This is a genomic window from Kallipyga massiliensis ph2 (assembly GCF_000311985.1).
Lineage (GTDB): Bacteria > Bacillota > Clostridia > Tissierellales > Peptoniphilaceae > Kallipyga > Kallipyga massiliensis.
In genome coordinates, this window is the sequence record NZ_HE978585.1 from 118,948 (window position 1) to 135,704 (window position 16,757).

At 55.8% G+C, this 16,757-nt stretch carries 13 protein-coding genes and 1 tRNA gene; 1 reads left to right on the forward strand and 13 read right to left on the reverse strand.

The genetic code is table 11. From position 1 onward, the window contains the following. Positions 1-52: 52 nt before the first annotated feature. The 5 genes from htpG to HGKM_RS08115 all read right to left on the reverse strand — a co-directional run bounded on the left by htpG (position 53) and on the right by HGKM_RS08115 (position 6,452). Complete coding sequence (gene htpG / locus HGKM_RS00515) at positions 53-1,975, reverse strand: molecular chaperone HtpG (RefSeq protein ID WP_019133349.1); 1,923 nt, start codon at positions 1,973-1,975, stop codon at positions 53-55. Positions 1,976-2,024: 49 nt separating this feature from the next. Continuing rightward, on the reverse strand, positions 2,025-3,431 hold the full coding sequence (locus tag HGKM_RS00520) for an MATE family efflux transporter (protein WP_019133350.1): 1,407 nt from the start codon (positions 3,429-3,431) through the stop codon (positions 2,025-2,027). Next, positions 3,431-3,748: an Asp23/Gls24 family envelope stress response protein gene (locus HGKM_RS00525; RefSeq protein WP_019133351.1), complete on the reverse strand. Its 318-nt coding sequence runs from the start codon at positions 3,746-3,748 to the stop codon at positions 3,431-3,433. Before HGKM_RS00525 ends, HGKM_RS00520 begins: the two co-directional genes overlap by 1 nt. Continuing rightward, a complete protein-coding gene (locus HGKM_RS00530) occupies positions 3,745-4,419 on the reverse strand; it encodes an HAD family hydrolase (RefSeq protein WP_019133352.1) in 675 nt (224 codons plus the stop codon). The genes HGKM_RS00525 and HGKM_RS00530 overlap by 4 nt, the downstream gene beginning before the upstream one ends. A 182-nt stretch (positions 4,420-4,601) precedes the next feature. Then, positions 4,602-6,452, reverse strand: coding sequence for a cell wall-binding repeat-containing protein (locus tag HGKM_RS08115; protein WP_019133353.1), 1,851 nt, complete (start codon positions 6,450-6,452; stop codon positions 4,602-4,604). 208 nt (positions 6,453-6,660) lie between these two features. Here HGKM_RS08115 and murI point away from each other — a divergent pair, with 208 nt between their 5' ends. Next, a complete protein-coding gene (gene murI / locus HGKM_RS00540) occupies positions 6,661-7,515 on the forward strand; it encodes a glutamate racemase (RefSeq protein WP_019133354.1) in 855 nt (284 codons plus the stop codon). A gap of 74 nt (positions 7,516-7,589) precedes the next feature. On the opposite strand, the gene HGKM_RS00545 is transcribed toward murI, so the two are convergent. The 8 genes from HGKM_RS00545 to HGKM_RS08120 all read right to left on the reverse strand — a co-directional run bounded on the left by HGKM_RS00545 (position 7,590) and on the right by HGKM_RS08120 (position 16,755). Next, positions 7,590-7,676, reverse strand: a tRNA-Ser gene (locus HGKM_RS00545). Positions 7,677-7,852: 176 nt separating this feature from the next. Next, complete coding sequence (locus HGKM_RS00550) at positions 7,853-9,265, reverse strand: sugar transferase (protein ID WP_034578840.1); 1,413 nt, start codon at positions 9,263-9,265, stop codon at positions 7,853-7,855. Positions 9,266-9,432: 167 nt separating this feature from the next. Next, positions 9,433-9,663: a glutaredoxin family protein gene (locus HGKM_RS00555; protein WP_034579145.1), complete on the reverse strand. Its 231-nt coding sequence runs from the start codon at positions 9,661-9,663 to the stop codon at positions 9,433-9,435. 23 nt (positions 9,664-9,686) lie between these two features. After that, positions 9,687-10,577 (reverse strand): 16S rRNA (adenine(1518)-N(6)/adenine(1519)-N(6))-dimethyltransferase RsmA, encoded by an 891-nt coding sequence (gene rsmA / locus HGKM_RS00560; RefSeq protein WP_019133357.1) that lies wholly within the window; start codon positions 10,575-10,577, stop codon positions 9,687-9,689. Continuing rightward, positions 10,537-11,130 carry a ribonuclease M5 gene (gene rnmV / locus HGKM_RS00565; RefSeq protein ID WP_019133358.1) on the reverse strand — a complete coding sequence of 198 codons (594 nt, stop codon included), beginning with the start codon at positions 11,128-11,130 and terminating at the stop codon, positions 10,537-10,539. The genes rsmA and rnmV overlap by 41 nt, the downstream gene beginning before the upstream one ends. Before the next feature lies 1 nt (position 11,131). Beyond that, a complete protein-coding gene (locus HGKM_RS00570; protein WP_019133359.1) occupies positions 11,132-11,962 on the reverse strand; it encodes a TatD family hydrolase in 831 nt (276 codons plus the stop codon). Then, a complete protein-coding gene (metG, locus tag HGKM_RS00575) occupies positions 11,959-13,974 on the reverse strand; it encodes a methionine--tRNA ligase (protein ID WP_019133360.1) in 2,016 nt (671 codons plus the stop codon). Before metG ends, HGKM_RS00570 begins: the two co-directional genes overlap by 4 nt. Before the next feature lie 549 nt (positions 13,975-14,523). Further along, positions 14,524-16,755, reverse strand: coding sequence for a cell wall-binding repeat-containing protein (locus HGKM_RS08120; RefSeq protein ID WP_081585063.1), 2,232 nt, complete (start codon positions 16,753-16,755; stop codon positions 14,524-14,526). Positions 16,756-16,757: the final 2 nt, after the last annotated feature.

The window sequence follows — 16,757 nt, forward strand, 5'->3', positions numbered from 1 at the left end:
TTTTTACTCCTTTTTGGTTCAAAGAAAGGGCTGAACGAACAGTTTGGAACCCCTACATGAGCTCCTGAATCCGGCGGGTGAAGGTCACCGGATCCGCCACGCCCAGTCCGGCAATGATCCGGGCCTGGTCATAGAGGAGCTGGGTATAGGCCTGGAAGTCATCTTCCTTCCCCTGGTCCCGGAAGGCCAGGAGCTTCTTGACAACGGGGTGGTCGGGGTTGACTTGGAGGACCTTCTGGGCCTGGACTTTCGGCATGTCGCCCGGCTGGCCGGCCAGGGTCTTTTCCATCTCGATGGAGATATCCCCCTGGGCCGTCAGGATGGCTGCATCGTGGGTCAGTCCCTGGCTTGCTTTCACATCCACCACTTCCCCATCCAAGAGCTCCTTCATGGCCGAGAAGAGCTCCTCGGCTTCCGGGCTGAGGTCTTCCTTCTCCTCCCCCTCCAAGGCAAAGTCGTCGGAAAGGACGGACTGGAAGGCATGGCCCTTGTAGTCCACCATCGCCTTGATGGTGAATTCATCGATGGTGTCCGTCAGGAAGACCACTTCCTCTTCCTTTTCCATGAGGGCCTGGACCGTGGGCAGCTGGCGGATCCCCTCCAGGGATTCTCCGGTGGCATAGAGGATTTTGGCCTTTTCTTTTTCTTCTGCCTCATCTTCTTCCCCCTCCTCGCCGATAATTTGGTCCAAGGACCGGCCCTGGCCCAGGGAAGTATCGAAGAGGAGGAGGGGGGCCAGGTCATCTTTTTTCGCCCCATAGGACTGGTAAATGCCCGCCTTGAGGGTGGTTCCGAAGAGGGCGAAGAAGGTCTTGTAGGCCTCCTCATCCTCCTCCATCATCTTCTTGAGCTCATCCAGGACCCGCTTTTCAATCCTCCGGGCCATGGCCATCATCTGCCGGTCTTCCTGGAGGGTCTCCCGGGAAAGGTTGAGTTTGAAGTCCTCGCTGGATACCACCCCCTGGACAAAGGAAAGATAGTCCGGGAGGAGGGAGTCCGCATGGTCCATAATCTTGACCCCGGCGGAATAGAGGCTGAGCCCCTTCTTGAATTCCCGGGTGTAGAAGTCCCAGGGGACCTGGGAGGGGATGTAGAGGATGGCCCGGTAGGACAGGGTCCCGTCGGCCACCAGGTGGATCCAGCGGAGGGGCTTGCCGAAGCCCAGGCCCTCCTGCTGGTAAAAATTGATATAGTCCTCATCCTTCAGGTCTTTTTTGGGCTGCTTCCAGATGGGGGTCTTGGAATTGAGGGTGAGGGTTTCCCGGGTCTCCTCATATTCCGGATTGTCCTCCCAGGCTTTCTTTTCCTCTTCCGTCGCATCCTCCCGGAGGGGAACCCGCTTTTGCCGGCTGACCTCCATCTCGATAGAGTAGCGGATGTAGTTGGAATACTTCTCGACCAGGGACCGGAGGGTGTATTCGCTCAGGTAGCGGGAATAGTCCTCATCCTCCTTATCCTTGCGGAGGTGGAGGATGACGTCAGTGCCCACCTCCTCCCGGTCGGCCTCTTCAATCTTATAGCCGTCCGCCCCCTCACTGACCCAGCGGTGGGAGCTCCCGTCTTTCAAGGACTTAGACACCACCTCCACCTTTTCCGCCACCATGAAGGAGGCATAGAAGCCGACCCCAAACTGGCCGATGATGGAGGCCACATCCTCCTTGGATTCGGACTGCTTGAATTCCTGGGTTCCCGAATGGGCGATAGTCCCCAGGTTCTTGTCCATCTCTTCTTCCGTCATCCCAATCCCGTAGTCCCGAACGGTCAGGGTCCGGTCCTCCTCATTAGGGATGAGTTCAATCTTGTAGCTTGACCGGTCGAAGTCCGAGGGCTTCTCTTCCAGGTCCAAAATATACCGCTTATCCAAAGCATCCGAAGCGTTGGAAATCAACTCCCGAAGGAAGACGTCTTTATTGGTGTAGATAGAATGGATCATCATATCCAGGAGCTTCTGCGATTCCGCCTTAAATTTTCTCATGGTAAATATCCTTTCTTTTCTGTCCTTATGATTCCGAAGTCGAACCCCTTTACAGGGTCCGACCCTTGAGATGTCCTGTCTTGAGATAAGCCCTCATCTTTTTCCACAGGCCCAGGCCCATGAGGGACGACCGGAGGACGCCCATCAGGGACATGGCCAGCCAGACCCCCGGTGCCCCGATCAGGGGGATGAGGAGAAGGGCCAGGGGAACCCGGGCAACGTTGGTGACCAGGGAGGCCACAGAAGGAAAGACCGTATCCCCCAGGGCGGCGTAGATGGCTGAAGTCGCCGACTCCAGGCCCATGAAAGGCTCCTGGATGGCGAAGATGAGGAGGTAGGTTCCCCCCATGAGGATGGCCTCCCTCTCCCGCATGAAGATGGAGAAGATGTTTTGGCCAAATAAAATAAAGAGGAAGGAGGCGAAGCAGCCGATGGCCAGGGAAATCCCGCAGCCGACCAGGACCGTGTCCCGGACCCGCTTCCTCTGGCCCGCACCGATATTTTGGGCCACCATGGAGGTCAGGGCTGACCCCAGGCCCTCGGTGGTCATCCAGCAGATGGACTCGATCTGGGTACCCAGGGCCCCCACGGCCACGGCAATAGCCCCGAAGCCGGAGAGGATTTGGTTGGTGATCATGGAGATGATGCAGAGGATGAGGGACATGAGGGCCATGGGGAAGCCGATCCGGACCATCTCCCGGTAGAGGCCCCAATCCGGGCGAACCATGAGGGAGGCCCGTCCCACCAGGCCCAGGGGGTCGATGGGGTCCCTCCGGCGGGAGTAGGCGATGAGGAGGATGAGGACCAGGGCCTGGGAAAGGGAGGTGGCCAGGCCGGCGCCCAGGACCCCCATGGCCGGGATGGGACCGGCCCCGAAGATCAGAAGGGGGTCCAGGACCATGTTGAGGACCAGGCCCACCAGGTTGATGGAAAAGGGGACCATGGAATTGCCCAGGCTGAAATAGGACTGGGAATAGGAAACCGACATGAGCTTGAAAATCATGCCGATGAAGACCACCCGGGCATATTGGATGAGGTAAATGTAGACCGTCTCTCCCAGCCGGTAGAGGCCGGCGAAGGGGGCCAACAAGGCCTGGCCCAGGAGGCAATAGACCAGGGCTACCAGGAGGGAGAGCTGGAAGCCCTGACTCAGGCGGCGGAGGAGACCCTCCCGGAGGGCCTGTCCCTCCTTCCCTCTGGACCGGGCCTGGCCGAAGTAGCGGGCTACCAGGACGCCCATTCCGTTTTTCCCGATCAAGGAGAGGGCGTCCCCGAACCAGATCAGGAGGCCGACCAGGCCCACTGCCGCCACAGCCTCGGCATTGATTCGACCGATCCACATCATATCCACCAGGCCATAGGCCATCTGGGCGAAAGCCGTCAAGACAAAGGGAGCCGAAAACCGCAGGAGGGTCTGCGGAATCGGCTCCGTTAAGAGATCTTTTGTGTTCTGCATCAGATGACGACCACATCTACCCGGTCACAAACCAGGCCGAACATGGACTCGACCTCTTCCTTGATGGCGACCTGGGCCTGGTAGACCACATCTTTGATGACCGCATCCCGGCTGACAGACAGGGTCAGGGCCGTAATCAAGTGGCCGTCCTTACTTTCCGTTTGGATCAGTTTGTCATAATGGGACTTCAAACGGCCGTTTTTCGCATCATAGCCACGGACCTGGCTGACCCCTTCGACCTTGGCGGCCGCCTGGGCAATCACCGTGTCAATGACTTCATTGGCCACATAACAGGATCCCCCGACAAATTCTTTCATTGGACCCTCCTTGTATCTTCTTTTTTCAACCATTCACTGGGGTTAAAATGCTCGAAGCCGACCAGGTAATCATCTGCCCGCCGCTTCATCTGGTCAATATCTTGTCCATAAGCCTCATCTTCCAGGGCCACCACCGTATAGCCGGCGGCCTTAGCCGTAATCAGGGCATAGAGGGCATCGTCAAAGAGGGCCATATCCTCCGGGGCCTGGCCCATAGCCTTGGCCACCGCCTCCCAATAGCGCTTGTCGTTCTTGGGCAGTCCGTCCGTGGACGAGGAGTAGACCAAGTCGAAATACTCCAGGATCCCTGCCTTTTCCAGGGCAGGAACCGCCAGCTCATAGCTGGTGGCCGTCGCCACCCCCATGGGGATGCCCGCTTCCTTAAAGCAGTTCAGGGTTTCCAGGACCCCCTCCCGGGTGACCGAGTGCTCCTTGTACCACCTGGACATAATGCTGTTGGCCCTTTTATAAAGGACATTGACATCGGTCTCGAAGTCGAAGTTTTCCTTGAGCATCCGGACCAAGTCCTCAAAGCCCTGGGTGATGATCACATCATAATCCACCTCGGCCATGGGAATATCAAACTCCTCAATTAGCTGGGCGTTCACCGCATTCCATCCCGGCATGGAATCTAACAGGGTTCCGTCCATATCAAAAACAATAGCTTTCATAGTCCCTCAATTTCTATAGATTCACCGCCGTCTACCGGCTTAGGTCTATTCTTGCCAACTGCTTTTAGTATAACAGAAAGCGCAGGTCTTGGCATTAGGAGGGAAAAAGGAAAAAAAAGCCGCGGGTGCATTTTTGCACCCACGGCCTTTTTGCTTAACGTCGTGTTCCGGAAAAAATTTCCTTATTTGCTTCTATTCTCAGCACCTTCCAGCGCTTCCTTCAGTGTCGGAACTTTTCCATCGTATCTCTTCGTAATGGAAAGACCGGCCTTGCTTCTCGCATCGCGGATGTTCTCTTCGGCTTCCAAATCCATCGTGGCGATCCGGACGGTCCCGCCGATGATGGTGAAGTGGTCAATGGCCCCATTCTTCAGGACCTTCTCCGTTGTCTTGTGGAGCTTAACGGTGGACAGAAGGATGGGGGACTCTTGGCTACCTGCTACAGGCCCAATGGTCATGGCATCGGCAAAAGATTCGCCGGAAGCCAGGAAGGCATGGTCACTTTCCGGGAAGGCATATTCGGCAACGGCTTTTGCCGTACCATAGCGGTCTTCCCCTTCCAGACGTTCAATCACTGTAGGCAGGGCCTTTTCCACTGATTTGGAAATGGCACCGGTTCCACCAATGATGTAAACTCCGGTAATCTTGAGATCTTTGATCGCTTCTTTGACTGCGGAATCCACACGGTCTGAACGAACTAAGAGAACAGGGCTATTCTTGGCCACAGCCAAGGTGGAGGCGGTCAGGGCATCCGGCCAATTTTCACCGGTAGCAATGACGGCCTTCATGGTATATCCCTGCTTCTTGACCACCTGGCGGGCAACCGCAGCAGAGGTCTCATACCGGGTCTCCCCGGCGATCCGGTCAACACCGAATACAGAAGCTTTGCGGAGCTGGGCAACCACACCGTTACTTACTGCCTTATCCCCACCAACGACAAACACACGCTCGGGAGCCAGGCGCTTGATTTCCTTGAAGACCTCTTCATCCAGCTGGTTGGACTTGGTCAGGAGGATGGGACCATTGTAGGTCTTGGCCAGAGAAGATGCGGCTAAGGCATCGGGGAATTCATCATAGCGGGCGACCACAACAGCGTCCACCTTTCCTTTCTCATAATATTTCTTTGAGATTTCAACGGAAGTGGCAATCCGGTCCTCACCGGAAACGCGGGAGATGAAGTCGATAAATTCAACGTCCATTAAGACGAGCTTGAGGCCGTTGAGGGCTTCGGTAGCCGCCTTCACTTCTTCCTTGGTCCCGTTCTCGAGGAGCTTCTTGTAGTCATCCATCTTATCGGCCAGGGCCTTATAAGCCTTTAAGGAATCTTCGGTATAGTACTTGTCCTTATATTTTTTGGCTTTCTTGAAGTCATCCATCGCCTTGTTGAGTTTCTCAACATTGACCAGGCCGTCTTTAGCATCTTTATAAGCCTTGGCGGCGGCTTGAGCCTTGGCTAAATCGGTCTCGGCTTCCTTTGAGACCGTCTGGGCTGCAGTAAAGGCATCCCATGAGGTCTTTGTGTACTTAGCCTTGGCATCCTTATACTTGGCGTCCTTCTTGTCCTTTTCAATTTCATCCACCAGGTTCTTGTAAATATCCCCTGCAGACTTCTTATCGGCTTCCGCGACTGCTTTATTGACTGCCTCCGCTTCATCCTTCTTCACCTTGCCGTTTAACTTGACATCGCCCGATTCGAGGGTAACCTTCTGGTCCTCGGTGCCGGAGAAGATGCCCCTGAACTTTCCTAAATCGAATTCTCCGGAAAGAACCTTCTCTCCCTCTTTACGAGTCAGGGAGAAAGATCTGTCGCCCTCTTTTAGGTTCATGTTTTTCACACCCGCGTCAAGTTCGCCGGTGACGGTGGCGGTGACCTTGACCTTATCGTCCTTCACTTCAAGAACAAGGGTAAATCCATCTTCTTCCGGCTTGGCCGGCTCTTCCGCATGGACCTTGGGCATCCCGATACCGGTTAAGACCAAGGCAAAGGCCAGAACCAAGGCCATCATCCTTGCATAAGTTTTGCGCATTTCCATATGAACTCCTTTCATATCATGCGTGCGTCTTTTCCTCTCTTCCAAAGCAAACAGGGTGGCGGGCCACCGTAAGAGGAAGATTTCTTCATGCTTCCATTATAACAAAGCCTATGTTTTTATTTTGTACAAAAGCATTTCATTTTTTTCCCCTGAGAAAAGACGGCCACCCTCTCATGTGGTAAAGTAAGATATCAAGCAAGGAGGACATATGTCTCATTTAAATAACTATAAAATTGGCGTGGTGGATTCCGGGGTCGGCGGCCTGACCGTCATGAAAAGCCTCCTGGAGGCCTTCCCGGATAACCACTACTTTTACTTTGGCGACAGCGGCCACGCCCCCTATGGCGGCCGGCCGGTTCCCGAGATGAAGGCCCTAGGCCACCGCATGGTGGACTTCTTGGCCCAATTCCACCTGGATGCCCTGGTCCTGGCCTGCAATACCATGTCATCCTGGATGCCCTATGAATTCCGGGACCGCCACCACATCCCCGTCATCGGAACCATCGAAGCCGGTGCCCGGGAAGCCCTCAAGGCCTACCAAGAATCCGACCACCCCTGGACCCTGGACCATGAGACCCCCGACATCGGAGTCATCGGGACCATCAACACCGTGGAATCCGGTTCCTTCCAGAAGGCCCTCTTCGAAAGGGACCGCCTCCTCCACGTCCTGGGCCTCCCCTGCCCCTCCATCGTCCCGGTCATCGAAGAAGGTAGCTTCAACCACGACCTCTACCGGGCCGCCGTGGAAAAAGACCTGGCCCCCTGGCAGGGCATGGTCCCCCCCATCGTCATCCTGGGCTGCACCCACTTTCCCCTTGTCCGCCGGGAAATCCAGGCCCATGTCGGCAAAGACATCCGCCTCATCGACCCGGCCACGGGCATGGTGGATGACCTGGCCCGCTCCCTCTCCGCCCTCTCGCCCAAGGAGCCCCGGGAATCCGCCCCCTCCTATACCTTCTACACCTCAGGCGACAAGCGGATCATGGAGGAGATGGTCTCCTCCCTTCTGAGCGATCTGCTGGCCGGACGAGAATATGAGGTCATTCGGGAGCCCTTGGAATAAGGGGATTCCTTCTCTTCAACCAGAATATAAAAAAGCCCAATCCCCGGATTCAGGGATTGGGCTTTTTCTTTGCACGGAGACGGTGGGATTCGAACCCACGTGGCGGAGACCGCCAAACTGATTTCGAGTCAGCCCCGTTATGACCACTTCGATACGTCTCCAAGAAAATAAGCTGGATTTTACTGGGATTAATTATATCGTCCTAGGGAGATGGGGTCAAGTTTGATGGGAGCCCTCTTTTCCCCTGATTCTGCCAAAAAGGGGGCTTCCCACGGCTACCGGGCCTCTGCGAGGCCTCCAAAGGGGGCCTTCATGAGCCCCCCGGACCCGGCGTCCCCTACTTCCCGGTCAGGTCGTGGATCTTTTGGCTATCCTCTTCGCTGAAGCCCTCGGTGGATTCGGGTTTGAAGATGACTTTCACGGTTTCCACGATGAGCTGGAAGTCCAGGAGGAGGGACCAGGATTGGATGTACATGAGGTCCAGTTTGAGTTTGTCCAGGGGGGTGGTGTTGTATTTGCCATAGACCTGGGCGTAGCCGGTCAGGCCTCCGCGGACCTTATTCCGGAAGATGAATTCAGGGATTTCTTCGGAGTATTTTTCCACGTGTTCCAGACGCTCGGGCCGGGGGCCGACCAAGGACATGTCGCCTTTCAGGATATTGATGAGCTGGGGCAGTTCGTCCATCCGGGTGGGGCGGATCCAGCGGCCGACCTTGGTGATGCGGTCATCGCCGTCCTTAGCCGGGCGGGATTTACCGTCCTTTTCCGCATCCACAATCATGGACCGGAACTTGAGGATCTCGAAGGTCTTTCCGCCCAGAGTGGCCCGCTTCTGCTTATAAAAGACGGGGCCGCCGTCGTTGACTTTGATGGCGATGGCCACGAAAAGAAGGAGGGGGCTCAGGATCACCAGGGCAAAGAGGGAGAGGAGGAAGTCAAAGGCCCGCTTGATGGCGGACTGGATGACCCAGCGCCTCCCGTTGGTCAAGACATAAATGGGGGTGTCGAAGAGGTTGAGGACAGAGGCGGACCGGGTGAGGATGTCTGAGATTTTGGGGGTGAAGTATACCCGCTTGTCGATGCCGTAGCAGAACTTGATGATGTCGTTCTTCTTCTCCGACTCCACGTCGTTGATGAGGACCGCATCATAGCCAGGGATGACGCTTTCGATCTGGCTCATGGAGGAGTCGGCGGACATCCGGCTCTTAACCCGGTAGAGGTAGGAGCGGTCGTTGATCTTTTCCGCCAGGTGGTTGACATAGCTGCCATAGATTTCCAAGACCTCCATGGGCGGGAATTTGTCGACATAATAGGTGACAGCCAGCTTGGTATAGATGAGGAGGAGGATGACCTGGAAAATGGTCAGCATAAAATAGAGGGCCAGGAAGTTGTCCCAAAAGCGGACCTGGCCGGTGATGGCCATGGAGATGAGGATCTCGGTCAGGTTGACGAGGAATACCCCTAGGATTTGCGAGGCAAAAACTTCGGAGGCCCGGTTGGTCCCAATCCGGAAGGCCCCGAAGAAATGGAAGAAAGCGATAATAAGGATGGCATAAATTCCAATCGCCATGAAGAGGTTCCCCTTACCCAGGAGGTGGCCGGTGATATTGTTCTCGGAAACAAATTGAAACCAGATCCACATAAAGGGCAGGGTGGTCAGGATCACGATTAAAGTCGAGGAGATGGCCCGAAAAGTCGATCTCCTTTGGTCATCGAATACGGGTGGTGCTTGTTTTGCGGTCTTCTTCATACATTTCCCTTACTTCATCAGTGGTCGGCTCATGCCCACGGAGAGCAGAGCGATTATGGTCCGGGCCATGAGGCTCACAACTATGGCTCATTATACCACACCCCCCACACCCCCAAAACAAAAGAGGCGGTATCCGACCGGATACCGCCCTTCTCTTAGTGATCTTCTTACAGGCCCAGCAGCTCGTTGAGTTTCTGTTGGTCGAAGCCGACAATGTCTTCCCCGTCTACGCGGATGATGGGGACGCCGGTGTATCCCTTGGCCAGGAGTTCCTTGCGGGCTTCTTTGTCCACAGAGATGTCTCTTTCATCAAAAGGAATCTCATTGTCCTTCAAATACTTCTTTGCTGCCTTGCAGTAGGTGCAGGTGGGTGAGGTGAAAACCGTAACTTGTGCCATCATTGATCTCCTTCTCTCAATTTTTACATCTTGCTTGTGGTTTTTATATACCCAAGACTTTGCAGAATATGCTGAAAATCTTCCAGCTGGAGGTTTTCCGCCCGGGCTTTTGTCGACAGGCCCCGGGCCTCGAAGGCCTCTTCCACCTGTCTCCGGTCCATGCCTGTCCCCCGCTGAATGGCCTTGATGACCATCTTCCGTCGCTGCTGGAAGGCCAGGCGGATGATCCCGTTGACCCGGTCCCGGTCTTCAGGGGAAAGCTCTCCCCCTCCGGCCGGCCGCCGCTTAAGGACCAAGACCGTGGAGTCCACCTTGGGGGCCGGCATGAATGCGGTCCGGGGCACTTCGAAAGCCCGGATGGGATCCGCATAGAGGGCCACAAACAGGGTCAGGGACCCATAGTCCGGGGTCGATGGCCGAGCCATGATCCGGTCCGCCACCTCCTTTTGGACCATGACGGTCAGGCTCTCGATGGGGAGGTCGGTCCGGAGGAAGCGTTCCAGGAGGGGAGCCGTAATATAGTAGGGAAGGTTGGCCACCAGCTTCCAGGACCGGCCCGGGGCCGCCTGGGCCAGGACCGGGGCCAGGTCCAGCTTGAGGGCGTCTCCCTCCATGAGGAGGAAATTGTCCCGGTCCCCAAAACGGTCTTGGAGGACGTCGATAAAGGTCCGGTCGATCTCCACAGACAAGACCTTCCCCGCATGGAGGAGGAGCTCCTCGGTCAAGGTCCCGATCCCCGGGCCGATTTCCAGAACCCGGTCCTCCTCCCCCAGCCGGGCCGCATGGGCGATCTGGCGAACGATGTTTCCGTCGATCAGAAAGTTCTGGCCCAGGGACTTGGTGAAGTGGAGGCCGGCCTGGTCCATGACCTCTTTAATGATCTTCGGTTGGTAGAGTCTCCCCTCTTTGGTCATGAATGTCCTCCATGCACGATTCAAACTCCTCCCTTTGGATGTCATACTCATTGAGGCGGGCTAAAATCTGTTTCCCATTCCCATAACCGATCCCCAGGGCCTGGCCCAGGAGGATCCGCCGGTCCTTGGCCCCGGCCCTCCCCTCCAGACCGTGGCGGACCAGGTCCTCCATGGTGAACTCCCGCCGCCTTTGGGTCAGGCCCGCATGAGCCTGGATCAGGGCCTGTCGGATGGCCTCCGGGGGCGCATTCTCCACCCCGATATCGTCCCCGCGAAGGGCCATCTCCCGGGGGATGTAGGCCATTTTCGCATTGGGGATCCTCTCCCGGATCCGGGACCGGATCTTCTTGCCCGCATAGTCCGGGTCCGTAAGGACGATAATCCCCCGCCTCTCCTGGACCACCTCCAGGAGGTCCAGGAGGTCCTGGCCGAAGCCCGACCCGTGGGTGATGATGCACTCGCAGTCCACGGCCGCCTTGACCTGGGCCACGTCGTCCTTCCCCTCCACGACGATGACCTCGCTGACCATCCACTTATCCCATGTCTTATCCATATCAAAAGTCCAATTCCAAACAGGGGTCCACCGGCTGGGTGGCCTCTTTCAAGGGAGCTATGGCCCCTTCCAGGTCGTAAAAATCCAAGGTGTTGGCCAGGACCCGGTCAGCCAGGTCACAGGGGTCCCGGTCCAACGTCCGGGCCAGGACCTGGAGGGTGTACCAGGCCCACCAGGGCTTGGTCAGCTTCCCCCGGCGGGGAACCGGGGATAGGTAGGGGCCATCCGTCTCCATGAGGATCCGGTCCGGATCCGAGATCCTGGCCTGGGCCCGAACCTCCTCCCCATTCTTAAAGGTCAGGATCCCCCCATAGGACACATAGCAGCCCAGGTCCCGGAAGGGGGCAAAGGCCTCCGGACCATCCGTAAAGGAATGCATGAGGATCTTGAGATCCGGGAAGTTCCGGACGATGGCCAAGGCATCCTCCGCCGCCTCCCGGCAGTGGACGACCGCCGGCAATCCCAGGTCCGAAGCCAGCTGGAGCTGGGCCTCGAAGACCGCCTGCTGGACCGCCTTGGGCCGGGTCATGTAGTGGTAGTCCAGGCCGAACTCCCCCATGGCCACCACTTTGGGATCCTCCGCCATGGCCCGGTAGCGGGATTCCACCTCCGGGCTGTAGGAGTCGCTGTCGTGGGGGTGGGTCCCGCAGCAGGCGAAAATCCGGTCGTGGCGGTGGGCCAGGTCCAGGGCCTTCTCCGATGAGGCCAGGTCCCAGCCCGGAACCACGGCCCCCAAGAGCCCAAAAGAGGGGAAGGCCTGAATTAGGCCTTCCCCTGCGTCCGCATAGTCCTCTTCATTGAGATGGCAGTGGGCATCAACCAGGAAGCTCATCCGATCAAACTTCCGTTCGGCACATCTTTCACCGGGGTCAGGGGACAAACCACGCCGGCTTCCTCCGCCTCAGCGGTCAGGATCATGGCCTGGGATTCAATCCCGCGGATCTTCCGGGGCGGGAGGTTGGTCACGAAGACGAACTTCTTCCCCTCCATCTCCTCCGGGCTCATCCATTCACGGATGCCGGAAACCACGGTCCGGGTCTCCTCCCCGAAGTCCACCGTCTCAATCAAAAGCTTATCGGCGTCAGGATGGACCTCGCACTTGACTACCTGGCCCACCTTCATCTCCACTTTTTCAAAGTCATCGAAAGTCATATAGTCCACGGCTTCCTCCTTGGCTTCTTCTTTTTCCTTCTCCTGATGGGGGGTCTGTTTCGCCTCATTCTGCCGGGCTAAAAGCTCCTCCAAAGAAATCCCCTGGCGCTGGGCCATGAGGGCGTTGTTCTTGGCATAGATCTTCCCCATCTCTTCCTCGACATCCATCCGGGGGAAGAGAGCTTGGCCCCGCTGGACCTTGGTCCCGGCGGGATAGCGGCCAACTTCGGAGGCGAGGAGGTAGTCTTCTTTTTCAACGGCCAGCTGGCGGAGCATCTCCTTGGACGTCTCCGGCGTGAAGGGCGCCAGGAGGTTGGCGATGGTCCGAAGGGCATCGACCAGGCGGTAGAGGACCGTGTCCAAAATGGGGGAGCCCTCTTCCTTGGCCAGGATCCAAGGCTGGGTCTCGTCGATATACTTGTTGGACCGACGGACCAGGGTCCAGATGGCCTCGAAGGTCTTCTGGAAGTCGAAATGCTCCATGTGTTTCTGGACCAGGCCCAGGGTCTCCGCTTGGATCTTCTTCAGGTCCTCATCAAATTCGCTGGCCTGGGCCGGTTCAGGTACGATGCCGTCCCGGTATTTGTCCACCATGGCCAGGGTCCGGGAGAGGAGGTTACCCAGGTCGTTGGCTAAGTCGGAGTTAGTCCGCTCAATGAACTTCTTCGTAGAGAAGTTCCCGTCTGACCCGAAGTTGAACTCCCGGAGAACGAAGTATTTCAGGGGATCCCGGCCATAGAGTTCGACCAGGGGTTCCGGATAAATGACATTTCCCTTGGACTTGGACATCTTGTCCTCATCAAAGAGGATCCAGCCATGGGCGAAGACCTGGTCCGGCAGGGGGAGGTCCAGGGCCATGAGGACGGCCGGCCAGATGATGGTATGGAAGCGGGCGATATCCCGGCCGATGAAGTGGACCCGGGCAGGCCAATAGCGGTCGAAATCTTCCGGCTTGTCGCCAATCCCCACCCCGGTCAGGTAGCAGATGAGGGCGTCGATCCAGACGTAGATGACGTGGTCGGGGTCGAAGGGGACGGGAACCCCCCACTTGAGCCGCTGGCGGGTGACGGAGAGGTCATCCAGGCCGTCTTTGAAGAAGGACCCGATCATCTCCTTCTTCCGGTTCTCCGGCATGATGAAGTTGGGATGGTCCTCATAATATTTCAGGAGCTTGTCCTGGTACTTGGACAGGCGGAAGAAGTAGGAGGCCTCTTCCCGGTATTCCACAGGCCGTCCGCAGGAGGGACAATTCCCATCCTCCAGCTGGGCCTCAGTCCAAAACTCTTCACAGGGGGTGCAGTAGTAGCCCTTGTATTCGCCCTTATAAATATCCCCCTTGTCATAGAGCTTCTGGAAGAGGGCCTGGACGTCCTTTTCGTGCTGTTTTGATGAGGAACGGACGAAGTTATCCGGCTCCACATCCAGGAGCTTCCACAAATCTTTGATGGAATCGACGATGGGGTCGATGTATTCCAGGGGCTTCTTGCCCTTGGCCGCCGCAGCCCGCTCCAACTTTTCCCCGTGCTCATCCGATCCGGTCACATAGTAGGTGTCATAGCCCAGCTCATCCGCATACCGGCGGACCGCATCGCAGATGATGGAGGTATAAGTATTCCCCAGGTGGAGGTTGGCTGAGGGATAGTAAATGGGGGCAGTGATATAAAAGGGCTCCCCCTTATGGTTCTTGCACATGGTGATCTCCTTCCTTTCGTCGGACACCGGGTCCGAGGATCTCGTGGTCAATGCCTGTATGGCCCGTAAACATAGCTAAATTATAGCATGAGGAGAAAAGAGGGGCCAACCCTTCCCCCAAAATCCGGATTTTTTTGGACCCCATTCCTTCCTCTCAAAGAGCCAGGTGGGGTCCGGCAGGGCCGCCATACCCCCTCAAACGGCCAAATCGCCGGAAAGGGCAGTATCCTCATACCCCTCCAAATGGCGAAAACATGAGGAAGGAGCGGTATTCCCATACCCCTCCAAATGGCGAAAACATGGGGAAGGAGCGGTATTCCCATACCCCTCCAAATGGCGAAAACATGGGGAAGGGGCGGTATTCCCATACCCCTCCAAATGGCGAAAACATGAGGAAGGAGCGGTATTCCCATACCGCCCCAAATGACGAAATCGGCCGAACAAGGCGGCCGTCAGGAAGCTTCTGGGCTACCACCCCCTCCCTAGCCACAACAAAAAGGCTGTGTCGAACGATTCGCTCGTTCGACACAGCCTTTTCTATGCTTGCTCTTACTTTAAAATGTCCAGAATGTCTTTTTCCAGAGAAACTTCCAAGCGGTCTGTTCCACCGATGATGTAGACCTTGGATAACTTATGCTTCTTCATGTAGTCCTGAATTTCCTTAGGCAGGAAGGACTTTCTGGAAAGAAGGATAGGATCCTCGGTCTTAGCAGCGACAGGCCCGATGGTCAGGGCATCCGGAAAGACCTCTCCGGAAGCCAGGTAGACCTGACGGGGGCTGGTCCGCACGTCATTGGCGATGAGGGCGGCGGTATCGTAGCGGTTATCGCCGTCATAGCGCTTGGTCAGTTTGGGCAGGACCTTTGCAAGGGAAGCGGCGACGGCCTTATTTCCGCCGGCAATGTCCACGGTCTTGATCTTGAGTGCCTTGATCATGTCATCCACACTCTTGGGCAAGGATTCCTTCCGGGTCAAGAGGATGGGGGCCACTTTCTTTCCGGACAGGGGCGCAGAGGCCAGGGCATCGGGGAAGTCTTCTCCGGATGCCATGATGGCCTGATCAACGCTGCCAACCAGGCCGGCAACCCGCTTTGCCAGGAGGGCAGAGGTCTCATACCGGTCCTTGCCGCCAATCCGTTCGGCCTTGTCCTGGTCCAGTTTATCCAATTCCATCTTCACCTCTTTGGAAAGGGCATTTTCCTGACCGACCAGGATGATGTCCTTGGCGCCCAGGCGGATGATTTCCTCCTTAGTCTCCTTCTCCAAATACTTGGGATTGTTGAGGAGGATGGGGCAATCCAGGATTCTCGCCAAGAGAGAGGCAGTCAAGGCATCCGGGTAGTCATCATTGCGAGCCACGATGACAAACTTGGAGTGACCGAAGAAGCGGTCAGCGATCTTCCGGCTGGTATCGTCCCGGTCCTTGCCGCCGATCCGTTCGATTTCCGGCTTTTCTTCAGGCTTGGGTTGGGGTTGGGGTTGGGGTTGGGGTTGAGGCTGAGGATCAGGCGTTTTTTCCTTGAAATCAAGCTCTTCCACTTCTGACTCGGTAATGGGGATCTTGTACGCACTTACCCCAGTGTTTTTATAGTCCGTCTCAAATAAAGGCTGTTGAGCCGTAATGGAGCCGGAGATTTTAATGGGCTCTCCACCCTGGGCAATTTCCTTGGCAACCTCATTCTTTACCGTGAAGCTTCCGCCGGCTAAAGAAAGAACCATATCGGATTGAATTTGTTCCATGGTTGCCGGGACGATTTTCTTGGCCTGACTGGAGGTATGGCCATTTCTCATGCGGGTACGGATGACATAGTCATATACCCGAACCTTATTACCGTCACCATCTACCATATAAGACTTGGTTCGGAAGGTCGTAGTCGGATTATTGTCTTGGACTTTTTCATAGAGATTTGCAGGATCTGCACCAACGTCGATGTAGTCATCCTGGAAACCTAATAGGTTCCCTTCCGAATCTCTTGCCGAATAGATCTTGATGGGATAAAAAGAATAGCTGGTAAAGGCAATATCAAACTCATCCGGGAGTTCCAACCTTTTATCAAAGGAGACGTGGAGGTCAACGACGGAGATTTTTCCGTCCACCTTATTCATCTCCCCCCATTCTGATTTGTTATCAAAGGCTCCAACCCAAGCGTTTTTATAAATTGCTGCTTGTAAAAAAGGATTCATGGAAAAAACAGCATCTAAACGGTTGATTTTGTAATTCACACCGGGAAGGTAATCCGCCACCGTTTTATCCTGATAAGCCTTCTTCCCCTCATCATAGACCTTCTCCGGGTTACTCGGGCTCACAAAGTCCGACCCGGAAACCTGGTCATTGATGGCAATTTTATTTAAATCCGATTTATAGCCGGTCAATAAGTTGAGAGCATTTGCCCTCATCTCATACAATTCAGATCCGGGCTTTATCCCGGCATGAATCAAGTCAGAAACAGTATCCCTGTTAAAAAAGAGATGACCCTGACCATCCTCAATATAATCCTTGTTATCGGACCAGCCAATAAAATAGTTTTTGGTGATACTGCTTCCTGATTTCGGAATGGCTCCGTTCAAACCTACTTCCGCATCTGAAGATGGAAAACTAACCGTTGTCTTTACCTGTTTTCCCTTATCATTGGTATAAACAAAAGTATATTCGACAGGAAAGGTAACTTCCTCTTCCGTTCCTTCAGCAAGGACAGGCTGCTGACCCGGAAAGACCAAGCCTAAGACCATTGCGACAATAAATAGCCACGATACAAATCGACGACATTTTTGCGAACTCATTT

Excerpts from the sequence above, each read along its gene's own strand:
- HGKM_RS00520 (WP_019133350.1), bottom strand. The coding sequence starts at position 3,431 with ATGCAGAACACAAAAGATCTCTTAACGGAGCCGATTCCGCAGACCCTC.
- HGKM_RS00570 (WP_019133359.1), bottom strand. The coding sequence starts at position 11,962 with ATGAGCTTCCTGGTTGATGCCCACTGCCATCTCAATGAAGAGGACTAT.
- rnmV (WP_019133358.1), bottom strand. The coding sequence starts at position 11,130 with ATGGATAAGACATGGGATAAGTGGATGGTCAGCGAGGTCATCGTCGTG.
- HGKM_RS00555 (WP_034579145.1), bottom strand. The coding sequence starts at position 9,663 with ATGGCACAAGTTACGGTTTTCACCTCACCCACCTGCACCTACTGCAAG.
- htpG (WP_019133349.1), bottom strand. The coding sequence starts at position 1,975 with ATGAGAAAATTTAAGGCGGAATCGCAGAAGCTCCTGGATATGATGATC.
- HGKM_RS00530 (WP_019133352.1), bottom strand. The coding sequence starts at position 4,419 with ATGAAAGCTATTGTTTTTGATATGGACGGAACCCTGTTAGATTCCATG.
- metG (WP_019133360.1), bottom strand. The coding sequence starts at position 13,974 with ATGTGCAAGAACCATAAGGGGGAGCCCTTTTATATCACTGCCCCCATT.
- HGKM_RS00525 (WP_019133351.1), bottom strand. The coding sequence starts at position 3,748 with ATGAAAGAATTTGTCGGGGGATCCTGTTATGTGGCCAATGAAGTCATT.
- murI (WP_019133354.1), top strand. The coding sequence starts at position 6,661 with ATGTCTCATTTAAATAACTATAAAATTGGCGTGGTGGATTCCGGGGTC.
- rsmA (WP_019133357.1), bottom strand. The coding sequence starts at position 10,577 with ATGACCAAAGAGGGGAGACTCTACCAACCGAAGATCATTAAAGAGGTC.
- HGKM_RS08115 (WP_019133353.1), bottom strand. The coding sequence starts at position 6,452 with ATGGAAATGCGCAAAACTTATGCAAGGATGATGGCCTTGGTTCTGGCC.
- HGKM_RS08120 (WP_081585063.1), bottom strand. The coding sequence starts at position 16,755 with ATGAGTTCGCAAAAATGTCGTCGATTTGTATCGTGGCTATTTATTGTC.
- HGKM_RS00550 (WP_034578840.1), bottom strand. The coding sequence starts at position 9,265 with ATGAAGAAGACCGCAAAACAAGCACCACCCGTATTCGATGACCAAAGG.